At 73.0% G+C, this 18580-nt stretch carries 11 protein-coding genes; 9 read left to right on the top strand and 2 right to left on the bottom strand.

The window, feature by feature from the left end:
- Positions 1-44 precede the first annotated feature (44 nt).
- A complete protein-coding gene (locus B042_RS0102870; protein WP_028646968.1) occupies positions 45-1451 on the bottom strand; it encodes an MFS transporter in 1407 nt (468 codons plus the stop codon).
- 6 nt (positions 1452-1457) lie between these two features.
- A complete protein-coding gene (locus tag B042_RS0102865) occupies positions 1458-2273 on the bottom strand; it encodes a glycerophosphodiester phosphodiesterase (protein ID WP_028646967.1) in 816 nt (271 codons plus the stop codon).
- Between the two features lie 144 nt (positions 2274-2417).
- Between B042_RS0102865 and B042_RS0102860 the strand changes: the two genes are divergently transcribed.
- The 9 genes from B042_RS0102860 to B042_RS0102820 all read left to right on the top strand — a co-directional run.
- Positions 2418-2879 (top strand): Rv3235 family protein, encoded by a 462-nt coding sequence (locus B042_RS0102860; protein ID WP_028646966.1) that lies wholly within the window; start codon positions 2418-2420, stop codon positions 2877-2879.
- Positions 2880-3367: 488 nt separating this feature from the next.
- A complete protein-coding gene (locus B042_RS0102855) occupies positions 3368-4366 on the top strand; it encodes a C40 family peptidase (RefSeq protein WP_028646965.1) in 999 nt (332 codons plus the stop codon).
- A 181-nt stretch (positions 4367-4547) separates the two neighbouring features.
- Positions 4548-6140, top strand: a complete 1593-nt coding sequence (locus B042_RS0102850; protein ID WP_028646964.1) for a glycosyltransferase family 2 protein — start codon at positions 4548-4550, stop codon at positions 6138-6140.
- 591 nt (positions 6141-6731) lie between these two features.
- Complete coding sequence (locus tag B042_RS0102845; RefSeq protein WP_028646963.1) at positions 6732-7499, top strand: 2,3-dihydro-2,3-dihydroxybenzoate dehydrogenase; 768 nt, start codon at positions 6732-6734, stop codon at positions 7497-7499.
- 48 nt (positions 7500-7547) lie between these two features.
- Positions 7548-8708 (top strand): isochorismate synthase, encoded by a 1161-nt coding sequence (locus B042_RS0102840; protein WP_028646962.1) that lies wholly within the window; start codon positions 7548-7550, stop codon positions 8706-8708.
- A gap of 3 nt (positions 8709-8711) precedes the next feature.
- A complete protein-coding gene (locus B042_RS0102835; RefSeq protein WP_028646961.1) occupies positions 8712-10379 on the top strand; it encodes a (2,3-dihydroxybenzoyl)adenylate synthase in 1668 nt (555 codons plus the stop codon).
- 10 nt (positions 10380-10389) lie between these two features.
- Complete coding sequence (locus tag B042_RS0102830) at positions 10390-11046, top strand: isochorismatase family protein (protein WP_028646960.1); 657 nt, start codon at positions 10390-10392, stop codon at positions 11044-11046.
- Positions 11047-11079: 33 nt separating this feature from the next.
- Complete coding sequence (locus B042_RS0102825; RefSeq protein ID WP_028646959.1) at positions 11080-12375, top strand: lysine N(6)-hydroxylase/L-ornithine N(5)-oxygenase family protein; 1296 nt, start codon at positions 11080-11082, stop codon at positions 12373-12375.
- A 58-nt stretch (positions 12376-12433) separates the two neighbouring features.
- A partial coding sequence (locus B042_RS0102820) for a non-ribosomal peptide synthetase (protein ID WP_028646958.1) occupies positions 12434-18580 on the top strand: 6147 nt, incomplete at its 3' end.

Raw genomic sequence — 18580 nt, 5'->3', positions numbered from 1 at the left:
CGCCGCCCACGACAGTGCGGGACGGGGTTCTTGCGGGCGCCTCATCACAGCCGCTCGGGGACCTCGTTGCCGACCGCTACGATGCCCTCGCGCATCCGGGTGCGCCACAGCAGCACGCCGCCCAGGACGAAGAAGGCGATGAGGGACAGGATCGCCACCCGGTACCCGCCGGTCAGGCTCACCCCGATCGTGATGACCAGCGATCCCAGGAACGACGATCCCCGGTCGGAGATCTGGAAGAGGCTGAAGTACTCCGCCTCGCGGCCCTTGGGGATCAGCTGCGAGTACAGCGACCGTGCCAGGGACTGCGTGCCGCCCAGCACGATGCCGATCCCCACGCCCATGGCGATGAACACGGGCACGTTCCCGGCGGGCATGAAGTAGGCGACGGTGACCAGACCGCCCCACACCACCAGGGTGGCCAGCACCGTGGCCTTGGAGCCCAGCACGCGCGCCACCCGCCCGGTGAGGAACGCGCCGAAGAACGCGACGAACTGGATGATGAGGATGGTGGCCATCAGGATGTCCTGGCTCAGGAGCAGGTCCTGGGTGGCGAACGGCGCGGCGTAGCGGATCGCGGCCTGGACGCCGTCGTTGAAGAAGATGAAGGCCAGCAGGAACAGGATGGTGTTGGGGTACTTGCGCATGTCGCGCAGGGTGTGTCCGAACTGCCGCAGGGACGCCCCCACCTTCGGCCGCCCCTGTCGCTTGAGGGCCAGGGCCCCGTAGCGGTTGCGCAGCGGTCGGATCGCGACCACGGTGAACCCGGCCCACCACAGCCCGACGGTGACGAACGCGATCCGGGCCGCGTCGTCGGTGCCGATCCCCAGCGCACCGGAGGACAGCACCAGCCCCAGGTGGGCGGCGAGCAGCAGGGCGCCGCCCAGGTAGCCGATCCCCCAGCCGGTGACCGACACCCTGTCGCGCTCGTCCGCCGTGGCGATCTCTGGGAGGAAGGCGTTGTAGACCACGATCGAGAGCCCGTACAGCACGTTGGCCAGCACGAACAGCACCGACGCCAGGTGGTAGCCGTCGGTGGCCGCGTACAGGCCGGTCGTGCACGCCGAGGCGGCGACGGCCAGGGTGAGCAGCCACTGCTTCTTGTGGCGGGACTGGTCGACCATCGCACCGACCGCCGGCAGCAGGATGATCTGGAGCAGGATCGCCAGCGTGGTCAGGGCGGGGTAGAGGGCGTTGGGGTGCAGGGTGATCCAGTCCACCCCGAGCGGGGTGAGCGCCAGGGAGGAGTCCCGGCAGGACCCGGTGTCGGGCGCGCCCGCGGAGACGCAGGCCAGGTTGCTCATGTAGGGGCCGATGAGGACGGTGACCACCGACGTCATGAACACCGAGTTGGCCCAGTCGTACATGTACCAGCCGCGCTGTTCGCGTCTGCGCTGCGCGGGGTCGGGGGAGGGGTCTCCGGTGGTCCGGGGTTCCGTGTCGTGGGACATGGGGGACTATCCGTTCTCGAAAGGGGTGTCGGCAGTGCCGTGCCACCGGCCGCGCCGGGTGAGGACCCGCTTGAGGCCGACGGTGTCGTCGGTGACGATGCCGTCGACCCCGGCGTCGAGCAGTCGGTCCATCACGCCGGTGTCGTTGACGGTCCACACGTGCACCTGGAGGCCGAGTCCGTGCGCGGTGCGGATCAGGTCCCGGCTCAGGACCGGGAAGCTCCCCCGCCGCAGAGGGATCTGCGCGCAGACCGGGACCCGGCTGGCCAGGGCACGCAGCAGGGGTGACAGGGAGGCCGACCACAGGCGGACCACGTCGACCGGGCCGCAGGAGGTGGCCACGGGCCGGTCGAACAGGCGGCGGGCCCGGTCCAGCCGGGCCTGGTCGAAGGAGCCCACGCAGACGCGCTCCCAGGCTCCGGTGCGCCGCAGCACCTCGCGCATGGGCTCGACGGCCGCGTCCGACTTCAGGTCGATGTTGAACCGTGCTTCGGGCCAGGATCCCAGCAGGTCCTCCACGGCGGGCACCGGTTCGCGGCCCGCGACGCGGGCGCGCGAGACCTCCCGGTAGGGCAGGGAGCCGATCGCGCCGCTCATGTCGGTGGCGCGGTCCAGGGTGGGGTCGTGGAAGGCCATGAGGTGGCCGTCGCTCGTGGCGTGTACGTCGGTTTCAAGGTAGGTGTACCCGAGGTCGACGGCGTGTTGGAAGGCCGCTGCCGTGTTCTCCAGTTCGGTGCGCCGCGTCCCCCGGCCGTCGGTGAGCCACCCGCCGCGGTGGGCCAGCGCGATGGGGAGGGGGGAGGAAAGGTAGGCGTTGGTCACGTGTGCAGTATGCCGCGTGTGACCGGTGGGAAGTCCAGCGCGGAGAGGACGCGAAACCTGGAATTCCAGGTGACGCGAACGTGGTCCGGACACCTCCTTGTAGGGGCGAAGGCACACGTCCTCGCCGTAGGAAGGGACCCCTCCGTGACCCACGAACGCCGCCGGCCGTGCCCGCGCCCCGTCTGCGACCGCCGCCCCGCCGCCTGCCGTCCCGTCACCACCCCCGCCCGGACCCCGCTCCGCTCCGCGCGTGCCGGGCGCTGCGGTTCGCCGCTGGCGGGCCACCGCACCCCGGGCGATGTCCGCCTCCTGGCCCAGTGGATGGCCGAGGTCCTGGTGGGTCGCCGTCGGCCGGAGGCGATGCGCGACTTCGTGGCCGTGCCCGTGCGCGAGGAACTGCGCCGCCTGCGCGGCGCGGTCCCCTGTGAGCTCTCGCCCCGGCTGGAGCGCGTCTTCCACCAGCCGCACCCTCCCGCCGCCCTGGAGGTGAGCGCCGTGATCTCCTGCGACCGGCGTGCGCGGGCGTTCGCCTTCCGCGCCAGCCGGGAGGACGGGCGGTGGGTGTGCACGCACCTGGAGACCGACCTTCCCCGCGGAGCCGGGTGAGCCGGGTGCCGCCCCGGCCCCTTGCCGGACCGGGGCGGCGGGATCGGCTCCGCGGCAGTCCCGAGACCTTCCCGTGTCCAAAGTGATCTGCATCACATTTTGAGGGTGCTTCGGGAGGGTGTTCCGGTGGAGTGCGCTCCCGCATCCCCGTGGTGGGCGGGGGTGCGGGGGGCGGGTGGCCGCGCTGGTCAGGAGGGTTGCCCAAGAGAAGGTCACGAATGGGCATCGACCCCTTTGGTGGTGGTTTAGTCTCTTTTCAGGCCGGATCGCACTGAACATCCCATAAAAGAGTTCGGTGTCCGGTTCCCGTCGCACTCTGCTCGCCCTCCGTCCTCACCTCATGTCCCACGAGCAGGGGCCGCCATCGACACCCGGCCCGCACGGCTTCGCGCCGTCGCCCCGGATCCCCCGCCACACAGCGCCGCACGCCCCGGACGGGCGTGTCCTCGGCGCCGGTAGACGGGTGTGGGAGAAAGGCAGCCGATCCCATGACTCGCAACCCCGAGACCCGCACGTGCGGGGCCCGCCGCAGCGCCGCGGTCGGATGTGTCGCGGCCGGAGCCCTGCTGCTCTCCTCGGGCGCCGCGCTGGCCGACACCACGGTCGCGGAGGCCCGGGAGCGCTACGAGGCGCTGCAGGAGGAACTCTCGGCCCTCAACGAGGCCTACAACCAGGCTGAGGAGGACCACGCCGCGGCCGAGGCCGAACTGGCCGACGTCGAGGAGCGGCTGGAGGAGGCCCAGGAGGAGCTGGACTCGATGTCCGGCGACGTGGGCCGTATCGTCCGCACCGCCTACACCGGCCAGACCCACGAGCCGCTCACCGTGCTCTTCGAGGGCGACCCGGATGCCTCCCTCCAGAGCATCGCCGACCTGAACTTCCTGTCTGAGGGCCAGCAGGGCGTCCTGGGCGACTACATCACCGAATTCGAGCACGCCGAACTCCTGCACGGAGAGGCGGGCCGGGCCGAGACCGAGGCGGCACAGGCCCTGGAGGAGGCCGAGGCGGCCCAGGCCGCCGGGGCGACCGCCCTGGACGAGCAGGCCGAACTCCTGGAGGAACTGGGCGGCACGGACCCGACCGCGGGCACGTCCTCCGCCTCCGGCGCGGACGTCGCCGTCTCCGGCGACGTCCAGGCTGTCCTGGACTTCGCACGCGCCCAGGTCGGCAAGCCCTACCAGTGGGGCGGTACCGGGCCCGACGCCTACGACTGCTCCGGCCTCGTCCAGGCCGCGTGGGCCCAGGCCGGGGTGAGCCTGCCGCGGACCACCTACGACCAGGTCAACGCCGGGACCCGCGTCTCGCGTGACCAGGTCCGCCCCGGCGACCTGCTGTTCTTCTACGATGAGGCCGCGCCCAGCCATGTGGGCCTCTACTCCGGCAACGGCATGATGATCCACGGCTCCAACCCGGACAAGCCCCTGGAGGAGGTCGCCCTGGCCGACTACTGGGACGGTGTCTTCACCGCCGCGGTGCGCGTCGGCTGATCGCTCTCCCCGCATCCGCGGTGTGCGTCGGCCCGGGGCCCGGCCCCGGGCCGACGGCCGCACCCGTGCGGCATCCCGGGGCCCTGCACCGCGTGAACGCGGAGAACACGGCTATAGTGACTCTGTGTCACACAATAAGCGCGTAGGGTCTCATGTCGATGGGGTGTCCCACCGTGGTCGGGTGGAACAGGTGCACAGTCGCGTCTACCGCAACGACTGGGGCGGACTGACCCCGCCGCGGATCGGACGCTGGGACCCCGAACTGCGGGTCAGCGTCGTCATCCCCGCCAGAGGCGGCCAGCGCCGTCTCGATCTCGCGCTGGCCTCCCTGGCCGCCCAGACCTATCCCGACCACCTGCTCGACGTGGTCGTCGTGGACGCGCACTCCTCGCCGCCCCTGCGCCTGCCCGTCCTGCGCCCCCGCCACTGCCGCGTCCTGCCCGCCCTGGACGGGGCCCTGGGCGCAGGGTGCGCGCGAGCCTACGGAGCCCACGCCAGCTCCGGCGACATCCTCCTGTGGATGGACGCCGACATGGTCGCCTGCCCCGAGTTCGTCGAGGCCCAGGCCCGGTGGCACCACGTCCACGCCGAGACCGTGACCCTCGGCCGGGTCCGCTTCGCCGACACCGGCCCCGCCGACCCCGCCGACGTGCTCTCCCGCGTCCGCGCCGGAACGCTCCACGACACCCTGGAGACCGGCCGCCACCACGACTGGATCGAACGCCTCCTGGGCGACAGCCGCGACCTGCGCGACGCCGACCACCTGGGCTTCCACGCCTACGTCGGGGCCGCCGCCGGTCTGCGGCGCAGCCTGTACGAGGCCGCCGGCGGCCTGGATCCCGACCTCGACCTGGGCCAGGACACCGAGTTCGGCTACCGGCTCTGGCAGGCGGGGGCCGTCATGGTGCCCGAACGCGCTGCCACCGCCTGGCACGTGGGCCGTGCCACCGCCGTCCGCACCCGCCTGCCCTCCGAGCGCTTCCGCACCGAACTGCTCGCCGAGTACATGCCCCACCCGCATGCCTACCGTGAACGCCTTCCCGCGCAACGGCGCCGGGTTCCGCTGGTGCACGCCGTCGTCGACGTCTCCGGAGCCCCCTACGACCTCGTCCGCGGCTGCGTCGACCGGATCCTCGACAGCGCCGAGACCGACCTGGCCCTCACCCTCGTCGCCGACTGGGAGGGCGCGGCGCGCGCCGCCGACCCCCACCTGGACCTGCGCCTGATCCAGGCCAACTACCTGCGTGATCCCCGGGTGTCCTTCGCCTCGAACGCGCCCCGCACCGGCTTCCCCTCGCCCTTCCTGCTCCAGGTCCCCGTGGGGCGGGGCCTGGGCCAGGTGGCCCTGTCCCGGCTGCTGGCCAGCGCCGAACGTGCCCGCGCCGGGCTCACCGAACTCTTCCCCGCCGCCGCGTCCTCGCACGAGCGCGCCGTGCGGCTCTGGCGCACCAGGGCGCTGGCCCGGGCCCTGCGGGTGCGCCGCGAAGGCGAGGACCTGGGCGACGTGGTCGCCCAGTTGCACGGGCGCTACCGCATCCACGCGGCTGAGGAGACCCTCGCCGACCTGTCGCTGTACCGGTCGGTGCCCCCGCCGCCGCGTCGGCCGCCCGACCTGTGCCGACCGGTTGAGGCGGCCCGTCCCGAGGAGGACGGCCGGGACGGCGGACGGTCCGGGCAGGGGCGTCCCCGGCGCGCTGATGCCGCACCCGGTGTGGGACGGATCGTGGAGTGGCTGCGGTCCTGGCGCCACGGCCCTTCCGGGCACCGTTTCTGACACGAACGGGCCCCGGTGGCCAATGGGGTGTGACACTTCTGGTGGACGGTCTCTACCAGTAAGGGGTTCGCTTCACCATCCCCGTGATCTTGCTACCAGGGGCAACTTCGATATCGAAATTGCCCCTGGTAGCAAGATCACGAAGGGTCGGAGGCCATCGCTCCGTGCATGCCCAAGCCGCTGCCTGGCCCTCTCCAGATTCGGTGTTCTCCCAGTTCGTCCCGGTGGGAGTTCGGCCCTCAGGGAAGGCGGGTTCCCTTGCGGGGTAAGGGCGCTCTCCTGTGTATTCCGGGAGAAGTGAGGCGTTGATCAATGCGTATTCCTGTGTATTTATCTTCCTTTCTTTTCTTTTTGGTCGTCCTCAAAGCGTCCCTGGGATTCGGTTTTCGGTCGCCTCCGGGGGGTCTTCCGAGGCCAGTGGCCCCGAGGCCCCTCCCGGTCGCCGTGCGTGATCCACGTCTCACCCTTCTTCCTGTTGACATCTCCCCGTCATCCGCCGGAGACTTGCGACGCATTCTTTAGGTTAGCGTAACCTAAGTAAGGCAAGCTTTTCCTAAGTCTATGCAGGTCAACAGGGTTAAGGAGCACTGCGTGAGCGGGATCGAAGGGGCCGTCGCCGTCGTCACCGGAGCCGGAAGCGGTGTGGGCCGGGCCGTGGTCCTCGACCTCGCCGAACACGGCACCCGGATCGCCGCCGCCGACACCGACCCCGACGGCCTCGCCGACACGCTCCGCACCCTCGGCGAACGCGGCCACAAGGCCCACGCGTTCCACACCGACGTCTCCCGGCCCGAACAGGTCGAGGCCCTCTTCGACGAGGCCGAGACCCTCCTGGGCCCGGTGGACACCGTGGTCGGCGCCGCCGGGGTCCTGGCCACCGGCCCCGTCGCCGACTGCCCCGACGACGACTGGCACCGCGTGCTCGCGGTCAACGCCACCGGCGTGTTCGCGCTCGGCCGCGCCGCCGCCCGCCGGATGGGGCCGCGCGGCCGCGGCGCGCTGGTCACCGTCGCCTCCAACGCGGCGGGCGTCCCGCGCTCGGGCATGGCCGCCTACGCCGCCTCCAAGGCCGCCGCCGTCGCCTTCACCAAGTCCCTGGGACTCGAACTCGCCCCCCGCGGCGTGCGCTGCAACGTCGTCTCCCCGGGCTCCACCGACACCCCCATGCTCCGCGCCATGGCGCCCGACCCCGAAGCCCTCATCGCCGGGGACCCCGAGCACTTCAAGATCGGTATTCCCCTCGGCCGCCTCGGCAGGGTGGAGGACGTCGCCGCCGCCGTGCGCTTCCTCGTCTCCGACGCCGCCCGCCACATCACCATGCACGAGCTGTACGTGGACGGAGGAGCCGCCCTCCGCTGACGTCCTCCCCGGCCCCGCCCCCGTGCCTGACACAGAAAGGCCCGCGCCATGCCCGAACAGAGCCTGCAGGCCCCAGCGGCCTCGGCGGACGAACTCCTCTCGGCCTACCGGCCCGGGGACGCGTTCTTCTCCACCGCCGCCGGGGCCCTGCACGGATCCGGAACCCTCACCGCCCTGGAACGGGCCGACGACCTGCCCGCGGCCCTGGGCCAAGCGGGGGAGGGGGCACTCGCCCTGGGAGCCCTCCCCTTCGACCCGGCCAGCCCCGCCCACCTGGTCGTCCCCCAGGCCGTGCGCCGATCGCCCCCCGCCGCCCAGACGCCGCCGCGGCAGCGCTGGCGCTCCCTCGGTGCGGCCTGGACCCTCACCCCGCTCCCCGAGCCCGAGGCGCACGTGGCCGCCGTCGAACGCGCGGTCAAGCGCATGACCGAGGACGAGCGGCTGCGCAAGGTCGTCCTCGCCCGCAGCCTGCGGGTGGCGGCCGACCGGGACATCGACGTGCCCACCGTGCTCGCCAACCTCCTGTGGCGCGACCCCTCCGCCTTCGTCTTCGCCGCGGACCTGCCCGAGCGCGGCTCCGGAACGCGCACCCTCATCGGGGCCAGCCCCGAACTCCTCGTCGCCAAGCGCGGCGCGCACCTGCTGTCCAACCCCCTGGCCGGGTCCGCGCCGCGCAGCGCCGACCCCACCACCGACCAGAGCCGCGCGGTCGCCCTGCTCACCTCAGCCAAGGACCGCCGCGAACACGCCGTGGTGGTGGAGGCGGTCGCCGACGCCCTGTCCCCCCACTGCCGCACCCTCTCCGTCCCCGAGGAACCCGAACTGGTCAAGACCGCCACCATGTGGCACCTGTCCACCCGCGTGACCGGAGAGCTCGCCGACCCCGACGTTCCCTCCCACGTCCTGGCCACCGCGCTGCACCCCACCCCGGCGGTCTGCGGCACCCCCAGAGACCTGGCCTTCGACACCATCGGCGCACTCGAACCCTTCCGGCGCGACTTCTACACCGGAGCCTTCGGCTACACCGACACCCGCGGCGACGGCGCATGGGTGGTCACCATCCGCTGCGCCGACGTCGCCGGACGCACCCTCGACCTGTACGCCGGCGGAGGGATCATGCCCGAGTCCGACCCCGAGGCCGAACTCGCCGAGACCTCGGCCAAACTGCGCACCTTCCTGATCGCCCTGGGCGTGGACGGAGCCGCCTGACCCATGGGACCCGACGACCGCCCCCGCACGTCCCGCCCCGTCGACCCCGCCGACTGGACGCCCTGGCCCGAGGAGTTCGCCGACGCCTACCGCGCGGCCGGCTACTGGACCGGCGAGACCTTCCCCGCCTTCCTGAGCGACCGGGCCGCCCGCTTCGCCGACCGCACCGCCGTCGTGGACGGCCCCACCCGCTGGACCTACGCCGAACTGGCCCGGCGCGCCGACTCGCTCGCCACAGGGCTGTCCCGGCTGGGCGTCGCCGAGGGCGACCGGGTGGTGGTGCACCTGCCCAACACGGCAGCGCTGCTGGAGACGGTGTTCGCGCTGTTCCGGCTGGGAGCGCTGCCGGTCTACGCACTGCCCGCCCACCGCCGCAGCGAACTGCTGCACCTGGTCGACTCCGCCCAGGCGGTCGCCCTGGTCACCTCCGACACCCAGGGCGCGTTCGACTGCCGCGCCCTGGCCGTCCAGGTGCGTGAGGAGACCGAGAGCCTGGAGCACGTGGTCATCGCGGGCGAGGCCGGTGACGGCGACGGCCTCACCCCCCTGGAGTCCCTGCGCGCCGAACCGGACCCGGCCCTGTGGGCCGGCCCCGCCCCGGACACCGTCGCGTTCTTCCAGATCTCGGGCGGCACCACCGGCCTGCCCAAGCTCATCCCCAGGACCCACGACGACTACCTGTACTCGGTACGGGCCAGCGCGGACCTGTGCGGACTGGGCCCCGACACCGTCTATCTGGCCGCGCTGCCCCTCACCCACAACTTCCCCATGAGCTCGCCCGGCTTCCTGGGGGTACTGCACGCGGGGGGGACCGTGGTCCTGGCCCCCGACCCCAGCCCCGCCACCGCGCTCGCCCTCGTCGAGCGCGAGCGCGTCACCCTCACCGCGGTGGTCCCCCCCGTGGCCATGCTCTGGCTGGACGCCGTCGAACGCGGCTCGCACTCCGGCCGGGACCTGTCGTCGCTGCGCACGCTCCAGGTCGGAGGCGCCGCCTTCCTGCCCGAAGCGGCCCGCAGGGTCGCCCCCGTCCTGGGCTGCACCCTGCAACAGGTCTTCGGCATGGCCGAGGGGCTGGTCAACTACACCCGCCACGACGACCCCGACGACGTCACCACCGAGACCCAGGGCCGCCCGATCAGCGCCCACGACGAGATCCTCGTCGTCGACGACGACGACCGCCCCGTCCCCGACGGAGAGCCGGGCCACCTGCTCACACGCGGCCCCTACACGATCCGCGGCTACTACCGGGCACCCGAGCACAACGCGCGCTCCTTCACCGCCGACGGCTTCTACCGCACCGGCGACATCGTGCGCCGCCACCCCTCGGGCAACCTCGTCGTCACCGGACGCGCCAAGGACCAGATCAACCGGGGCGGGGAGAAGATCGGCGCCGAGGAGGTGGAGAACCACATCCTCGCCCACCCGGCCGTGCACGACGCCTCCGTGGTCGCCGTCCCCGACCCCTACCTGGGCGAGCGCACCTGCGCCTACGTCGTCGTCCGCGGCGAGCGGCCCACCCGCGGCGCCCTGCTGTCCTTCCTGCGCGAGCGCGGGCTGGCCGCCTACAAGATCCCCGACCGCGTCGAGTTCGTGGACGCCTTCCCCTCCACCGCCGTGGGCAAGGTCTCCAAACGCGACCTGCGCCGCACCTCGGCCCAGCCCGGAACGTAAGGACCGCCCGATGGCACTGCCGACGATCGCCCCCTATCCGCTACCCGCCGCCGACGAGCTCCCCGACAACCGCGCCCACTGGACCGTGGACCCCGCGCGGGCCGTCCTGCTCGTCCACGACATGCAGCGCTACTTCCTGCGCCCCTACCGCGAGGGCACACAGCCCGTCGCCGGGGCGGTGGCCAACATCGCCGCCCTGCGCGCGGCCTGCCGCGCCGCGGGTGCCCCGGTGGTCTTCACCGCCAAACCCGGCGGCATGAACCCCCGGGAGAGGGGCCTGGAGAACGACTTCTGGGGTCCCGGGATGCGGGCCGCCACCGAGCACACCGCCATCATCCCCGAACTCGCTCCGGACGACGGAGACGTGCTGCTCACCAAGTGGCGCTACAGCGCCTTCGCCCAGACCGACCTGGCCGAACGCATGGCCGAGCAGGGCCGCGACCAGATCGTGGTCACCGGCGTCTACGCCCACATCGGCTGCCAGATCACCGCGGCCGACGCCTTCATGCGCGACATCCAGCCGTTCCTGGTCGCCGACGCCCTGGCCGACTTCAGCGCCGACCACCACCGGGACGCCCTGTCCTACGCGGCCGGGCGCTGCGCCCGCGTCCTGCCCGCGAGCGAGGTCCTCGACGCGCTGGACGCCCACGCCCCCGCCGGAGACTGACCCGTGAACGACCGCACCAACGAAGGGACCACTGTGGCCCCCAAAGACCACTCTCCGCGCACCGTCCACGACATCGTCGGGGTGGGGTTCGGCCCCTCCAACCTGGGCATGGCCATCGCCCTGGCCGAGCGCGGCCACGAGGGCCGGGCCCTGGACGGCGTCTTCCTCGAACGCCAGGAGTCCTTCGGCTGGCACCGGGGCATGCTCATCGACGACGCCACCATGCAGGTGTCCTTCCTCAAGGACCTGGTCACCACCCGCAACCCCGCCAGCGACTTCAGCTTCCTGTCGTTCCTGCACCACGTGGGGCGGCTGCACGACTTCATCAACCACAAGACGCTGTTCCCCCTGCGCCAGGAGTTCCACGACTACCTGTCATGGTGCGCCGACCGTGTCGACGACCAGGTCCGCTACGGACACGAGGTGACCGAGGTCCGGCCCGTCCGCTCGGGTGGGCGCGTCACCGAGCTGGACGTCCTCGCCCGCGACCGGGCCGGCCGGGACGTGGTGCTGCGGACCCGCAACGTCGTCTTCGGCCCCGGACTGCGCCCCCGCATGCCCGAGGGGATCGGGCAGTCCGACCGCATCTGGCACAACGAGTACCTGCTCACCCGGCTCGCCGAACTGCCCGCCGACGCCGACCCCCGCTCGTTCGCGGTCGTGGGGGCCGGGCAGAGCGCCGCCGAGGTCGCCGACCACCTGCACCGCCGCTTCCCCCGCGCCGAGGTCCACGCGATCCTGTCCCGCTACGGCTACAGCCCCTCCGACGACAGCCCCTTCGCCAACCGCATCTTCGACCCGGAGGCCGTGGACGCCTTCCACACCGCACCCGAAGACGTCAAAAAGCAGCTCATGGGCTACCACCGCAACACCAACTACTCGGTGGTCGACCCGGCCCTGATCGAGGAGCTGTACCGCCGCCACTACGCGGAGAAGGTCCACGGCGACCAGCGCCTGTACCTGCACAACACCTCTCGCGTCGCCGACCTCGCCGACGGCGCCCACGGCGTCTCCGTGGCGGTGGAGGACCTGGTGACCGGCAAACAGACCCCCGTCACCGCGGACTACGCCGTCTTCGCCACCGGCTACCACCCGGCCGCGCCCCTGCCCCTCCTGGGCGACCTCGCCGAACAGGTGGTGACCACCCCCGACGGGCTCCCCGTGGTCGAACGCGACTACCGCGTCGTCACCCACGCATCCCTCACCTGCGGCCTCTACCTCCAGGGCGGCACCGAGCACACCCACGGCGTCTCCTCCTCCCTGCTGTCCAACATCGCCACCCGCGTCGCGCAGATCCTCGACGCGATCGAGACGCCCGGCAACGCCTGAACCCACCGACGACGAACCAGACCAGCCAGCGATGAGTGATGGGGACGAAGCGCACACCATGACCGACACAGCAGCCCTCACCGGTGCCCAGACCGGAGTCTGGTACGCCCAGGAGGTCGTTCCGGAAAGCCCCGTCTTCAACGTCGGCCAGTACGTGGACCTTCCCGGGGACATCGACCCGGAACTGCTGGCGCTCTCGCTGGAGCGCGTCGTCGCCGAGACCGAGACGCTTCGGGTGCGCATCGTGCCCGGCCGCGGCTCCGAACCGCCCGTCCAACAGGTGCGCGCCACGGTCGACTGGGAACTGGAGACCGTCGACACCAGGGGTGTCGACGACCCGCTCGGCACCGCCCTGGACTGGATGGCCGAGCGCATGTCCGCCCCGCTGTGGGGCACCGACGCCCCGCTGTTCGGGTTCGCCCTGCTGCGGGTGGCCGACCGGCGCTGGCTGTGGTTCCAGCGCTACCACCACATCATCGCCGACGCCTACGCCATCAACGCCATCACCCGCCGCGCCGCCCGGGTGTACACCCACCGCGCGGGGCAGGACACCCCCGCGCCCGGGACCAGGACCCTGGCCGACGTCGTGGCGGAGGAACAGGACTACCACGCCTCCGCACGCCGGGACAGGGACCGCGAGTACTGGACGCGGACCCTGTCCGGCGCCCCGGAGCCGCCCCTGCTCGGCACGGTGTCCGGCGTCTCGCCGCGCGGCAGCCGCCGCGAACACGGGGCACTGGCCGAGCAGGGGTTCGACGCGCTCAAGGACCTGGCGCAGAGCGTAGGCGCCAACTGGTCCGAGGCGGTCATCGCCGCGTTTGCCGCCTACGTCCACCGCTGCACCGGCGAGAGCGACGTCCTCCTCGGCATGCCCGCCATGGGCCGCCTCGGGTCGGTCGCCCTCAACGTGCCCTCGATGATCGTCAACATCCTGCCCCTGCGCCTGCGCGTGGCCCCCGCCGACACCCCCGCCGAACTCGTGCGCCGGGTCGCCGACACCCTGCGCGAGATGCGCGCCCACCAGCGCTACCGCGCCGAGGACATCCGCAGGGACCTGGGCCTGGTGGGACGGGACACCCCCCTGCACGGCCCCGTGGTCAACATCAAGGCCTTCGACTACGCGCTGGACTTCGCCGGGGTGCCCGGAAGCACCCGCACCCTGTCCGAGGGCCCGGTCGACGACCTCTCCCTCTCGGTCTACACCGACCGGGGCACCGGCGGCCTGAGCTTCGAGTACAACGCCAACGCCGACGGGCACACCGCCGAGGGCCTGCGCACCCTCGCCGCCGGGTTCGAGCACTTCCTGCACGCCTTCCCCCGCACCGGCGACGCCCACATCGCCCACCTGGACACCGTCCCCGCCAGCGAACGGGACCGGCTCGGAGCCGAGGCCCGCGCCGCCGAACGGCCCGTCCCGCCGCTCCCGGTCACCGAACAGGTGCGCGAGTCCGCGCGCCGGAACCCGGACGCCGTCGCGGTGCGCACCGCCCGGGAGAGCCTCACCTACGCCGAACTGGAGGAGCGGGTCACCCGCCTGGCCGCGCACCTGCGCGCCCGCGGCATCGGACCGGAACAGGTGGTGGCCGTGGCCCTGCCGCGCACCGCCGACCTGGTCGCCGCCCTGCTCGCCGTGCCGCGCACCGGAGCCGCCTTCCTGCCCCTGGACCCCGACTTCCCCGCCGACCGCATCGCCTCCATGCTCGACGACTCCGGCGCCGCACTCCTGGTCACCGACCGTGGCCTGAACGGACGCCTGACCGGGGACGCGCCCCGCCTGCTCGTCGACGCACTCGGCGCGCTCCCCGCCGCCGAGGGCCCCGTACCCCGAACCGTGGACGGCGCACTCGGCTACATCCTCTACACCTCCGGCTCCACCGGCCGCCCCAAGGGCGTGCTCGTACCCGAGAGGGCCCTGCGCAACTTCCTCGCCGACATGGCCGGGCGCTTCCCCCTCGCCCCCGGCGACCGGTGGGCCGCCGTCACGACCATCGGCTTCGACATCTCCCTTCTCGAGGTCCACCTGCCGCTGATGGCGGGGGCCGCCCTCGTCCTCGTCGAACGCGACACCACCCGCGACCCGCGTGCCCTCGCCGCGCTCCTGCGCGGGACCGGTGCCACCGTCATGCAGGCGACCCCCACACTGTGGAGCTCCCTCATGGAGGAAGCCCCCGAGGCCGTGCGGGGGCTGCGCGTCCTCGTCGGCGGCGAGGCCCTGCCCGAGCGGCTCGCCGCCGCCCTCACCAGCCGGGCCGCCGACGTGACCAACCTCTACGGCCCCACCGAGACCACCATCTGGTCCACCACGGCCCCCGTCCTGCCCGGCCGGGACGTCACCATCGGCCACCCGATCGCCAACACCGTGCTGCACGTCCTCGACGGCTCCCTGCGCCCCGTCCCGCAGGGCAGGCCCGGCGACCTGTACATCGCCGGGGAGGGGCTCGCCCGCGGGTACGCGGGCAGGCCCGGACTGACCTCCGAGCGGTTCGTCGCCGACCCCTACGGGCCGCCCGGCAGCAGGATGTACCGCACCGGCGACCTGGTGCGCCGCCGCCCCGACGGCGCCCTCGACTACCTGGGCCGCACCGACAACCAGGTCAAGATCAGGGGCTTTCGCATCGAACTCGGCGAGATCGAGGCCGTCCTGGGCAGCCAGGAGGACGTCGGCCAGTGCGTGGTCGTGGCCCGCGCCGACGCCGCGGGCGAGGCGGCCCTGGTCGGCTACGTCGTCCCCGCCTCCGGTGCCGCCTTCGACGCCGGCGCCGCGCGCACCGCGCTGGCCGAGGCCCTGCCGCACTACATGGTGCCCGCCGTGCTCGTGGCACTGGACGCCTTCCCCCTCACCGAGAACCGCAAGATCGACCGCAAGGCCCTGCCCGCACCCGAACTCGGCGCCGCGGCCGCCGTCGCCCCCCGAGACGCCGTCGAGGCGGTCCTGTGCGACCTCGTCGCCGACGTGCTCGCCCTCCCCTCGGTGGGCGTCGACGACGACTTCTTCTCCCTGGGCGGGCACTCGCTGACCGCAGCCCGTGCCGCCCACCGCATCCGGGACCGCTTCACCTGCGACCTGGGCCTGCGCGAGGTCTTCGAAGCCCGCACCGTCGCCGCCCTGGCCGACCGGGTGCGGTCGGCGCAGGCCGCCGCACCGGCCCCGCGGGGCCTGGAGCGCCCCGACCGGCCGCCGCTCTCGGCCGCCCAGCGCCGGCTCTGGTTCCTCGAACGCCTCAACGGCCCCAGCCCGGTGTACAACGTCCCCGTCGCCCTGCGCCTGCGCGGGGACCTCGACGCCGACGCGCTCGCCCTGGCCCTGCGCGACACCGCCGCGCGCCACGAGGCGCTGCGCACCGTCTACACCGAGGACGGCGACGACGTCTTCCAGCGGGTCCTCCCGGCCGAGGCGCTGCCCGACCTGCTGGAGCGGGCCGACACCGACGAGGACCGGCTCGCCGAGGAGATGACGCGGCGCGTCCACCACGTCTTCGACGTCTCCCGCGACGTCCCCCTGCGGGGCACACTCCTGCGGCTCGGCGAGCGCGAGCACGTCCTCCTCCTGGTGATCCACCACATCGCCACCGACGAGGGGTCCGAGGAACCGCTCCTGCGGGACCTGGACACCGCCTACGCCGCCCGCCTCCGAGGCGGCGCGCCCCGCTGGCCCGAGAGCGGCGCCGACTACATCGACCACGTCCTGCTCCAGCGCGAGCGGCTCGGAGACCCGGCCGATCCCGACAGCCGCGCCGCCGACCTGGCCCGCCAGTGGCGCCAAGCCCTGGCGGGCGCCCCCGAGGAGACAGAACTGCCCCGCGACGGCGGCCGCACCGGCACCGGCCGGGGACGGGGCGCGGTCGCCCCCTTCACGATCGCGCCGCACACCGCCCGGCGCCTGGCCGACCTGGCCCGCGAGCACGGCGCCACCGAGTTCATGGTGCTCCACGCCGCCCTGGCCCACCTGCTGCGACTCCTGGGCGCGGGTGGGGACACCGTCATCGGCACCCCCATCGCCGACCGGGCCGACAGCGCCGCCCAGGACGCCGTGGGCCTGTTCCTCAACATGGTGGCGCTGCGCCTGGACGTGTCCGGCGCACCGACCTTCGCCGAACTGCTGGAGCGGGCGCGCACCGCCGACTCGGCGGCCTACGCCCGCGCCGAACTGCCCTTCGACCAGGTCGTGGAGACGGTGGACCCGCCCCGCGAGGCCGGACGGCACCCCCTGTTCCAGGTCATGCTCAGCTACCAGCGCGAACCGGGCGGCAACCGCAGCCTGCTGGGCACCGAGACCGGCCCCGAGCGGGTGGCGGTCGACACCGCCAAGGTGGACCTGGAGTTCACCGTCGTCGAGCTGGCCGGGCAGGAGGGGCTCCTCGGGGACCTGCGCTACGACACCGACCTGTTCGACGAGCGCACGGCCAGGCTGTGCGCCGAGCGCTTCGCCCTGCTCCTGGACGCCGCACTGGCCGAGCCGAACCGCCCGCTCACGGAGATCGACGCCCGCACCCCCGGCGAGCGCGCCCTGGCCGAGGAGGTCAACGATACGGCGGTGGTGGTGTCCGGTGGTGTGCTGGGTGGGTCGCCGGGGGGTGCGGGGCGGTGGTCGGGCCGGGTGGCGCTGGTGGATGCCGGTTCGGGTGAGTGCTGGGACTACGCGGGGTTCCGTGGGCGGGTGAACCGTCTGGCGCGGCTGCTGGTGGGGCGTGGTGTGGGTCCGGGGGACGTGGTGGCGGTGGCGCTGCCGCGTTCGCCGGACCTGGTGGTGGCGCTGCACGCGGTGGTGGTGGCGGGTGCGGCGTATCTGCCGCTGGATGTGGAGTACCCGGCCGAGCGTCTGGGCTTCGTCCTGTCCGACTCCCGGGCGCGATTGGTGGTCACCGACGGAGCTTCGGCGGCGGACCTGCCCGGGGACACCGGCGAGGTCCTGGTATTGGACGATCCTTTGGTCGTGGAGGAGCTGTCGGGGCTGCCTGGTGGTGAGGTGTCGGATGCCGAGCGGGTGCGGCCGCTGCACGGCGCGGATCTGGCCTATGTCATCTACACGTCGGGTTCGACGGGCCGTCCCAAGGGTGTGGGTGTCTCGCACGGCGCGATCGTCAACCGGCTGGAGTGGATGCAGGGGCGGTTCCCCCTCGGTTCCGAGGACCGGGTGCTGTTGAAGACGCCGTCGGCGTTCGACGTGTCGGTGTGGGAGTTGTTCTGGCCGCTGCGGGTGGGCGCTTCGCTGGTGGTGGCCTCTGCGGCAGGGCACCGCGATCCGGCCTATGTGGCGCGGACCGTCGCCGAGCACGGTGTGACGGTGTGCCACTTCGTGCCCTCGATGCTGCGCGTGTTCACGGAGGAGCCCTCGGCGGCCCGGTGCACCGGTCTGCGGTGGGTCTTCTCCTCCGGTGAGGCGCTGGGCTCGGACACGGCCGAGCGGTTCGCGCGGATCCTGCCCGGCACGGGGCTGTTCAACCTGTACGGGCCCACCGAGGCCGCGGTGGACGTGACGTGGTTCGACGCGGCCCGGGACGAGGGCGGCGGCTCGGTGCCGATCGGGGTGCCGGTGTGGAACACCCGGGTGTACGTGCTCGACGCGTTCCTGCGGCCGGTGCCCGAGGGCGTGTCCGGTGAGCTGTACCTGGCCGGGGGCCAGTTGGCGCGGGGGTATGAGCACCGGCCCGTGCTGACCGCTGGCTGCTTCGTCGCCGACCCTTTCGGTCCGTCCGGTTCGCGCATGTACCGCACCGGTGACGTGGTGCGTTTGCGCGGGGGTGTGCTGGAGTTCGTGGGGCGTGCCGACTTCCAGGTGAAGCTGCGGGGGCTGCGTATCGAACTGGGCGAGGTGGAGGCGGCTCTGGCCGGTGCCGGGGGTGTGGCCGACGCGGTCGCCGTGGTCGCCGACGGCAGCGCGGGCGAACCGGTCCTGGCCGGGTACGTGCGCTGGGAGGCGGGTGCGGACCGCTCGCACGAGCGGGTGCGCGGGGAGGCCGGGCGCACCCTGCCGGGGTACATGGTCCCGGCGGTGCTCGTCGACGTGGAGGCGTGGCCGTTGTCGCCGAACGGCAAGCTCGACCGCTCCGCGCTCCCCGCCGTGGAGTTCGGTGCGGAGGCCGGGCGGGGGAGCGTCCCCGTGACCGGGGTCGAGCGCGCGGTGTGCGCGGTGTTCGAGGAGGTCCTGGGGCTGTCCGGCGTGGGCACGGGCGACGATTTCTTCCGCCTGGGCGGAGACAGCATC

It is taken from the genome of Nocardiopsis sp. CNT312 (assembly GCF_000515115.1).
Lineage (GTDB): Bacteria > Actinomycetota > Actinomycetes > Streptosporangiales > Streptosporangiaceae > Nocardiopsis.
Note: the sequence above shows the minus strand (reverse complement) of the source record. Positions and strands in the feature narration are given on the sequence as shown.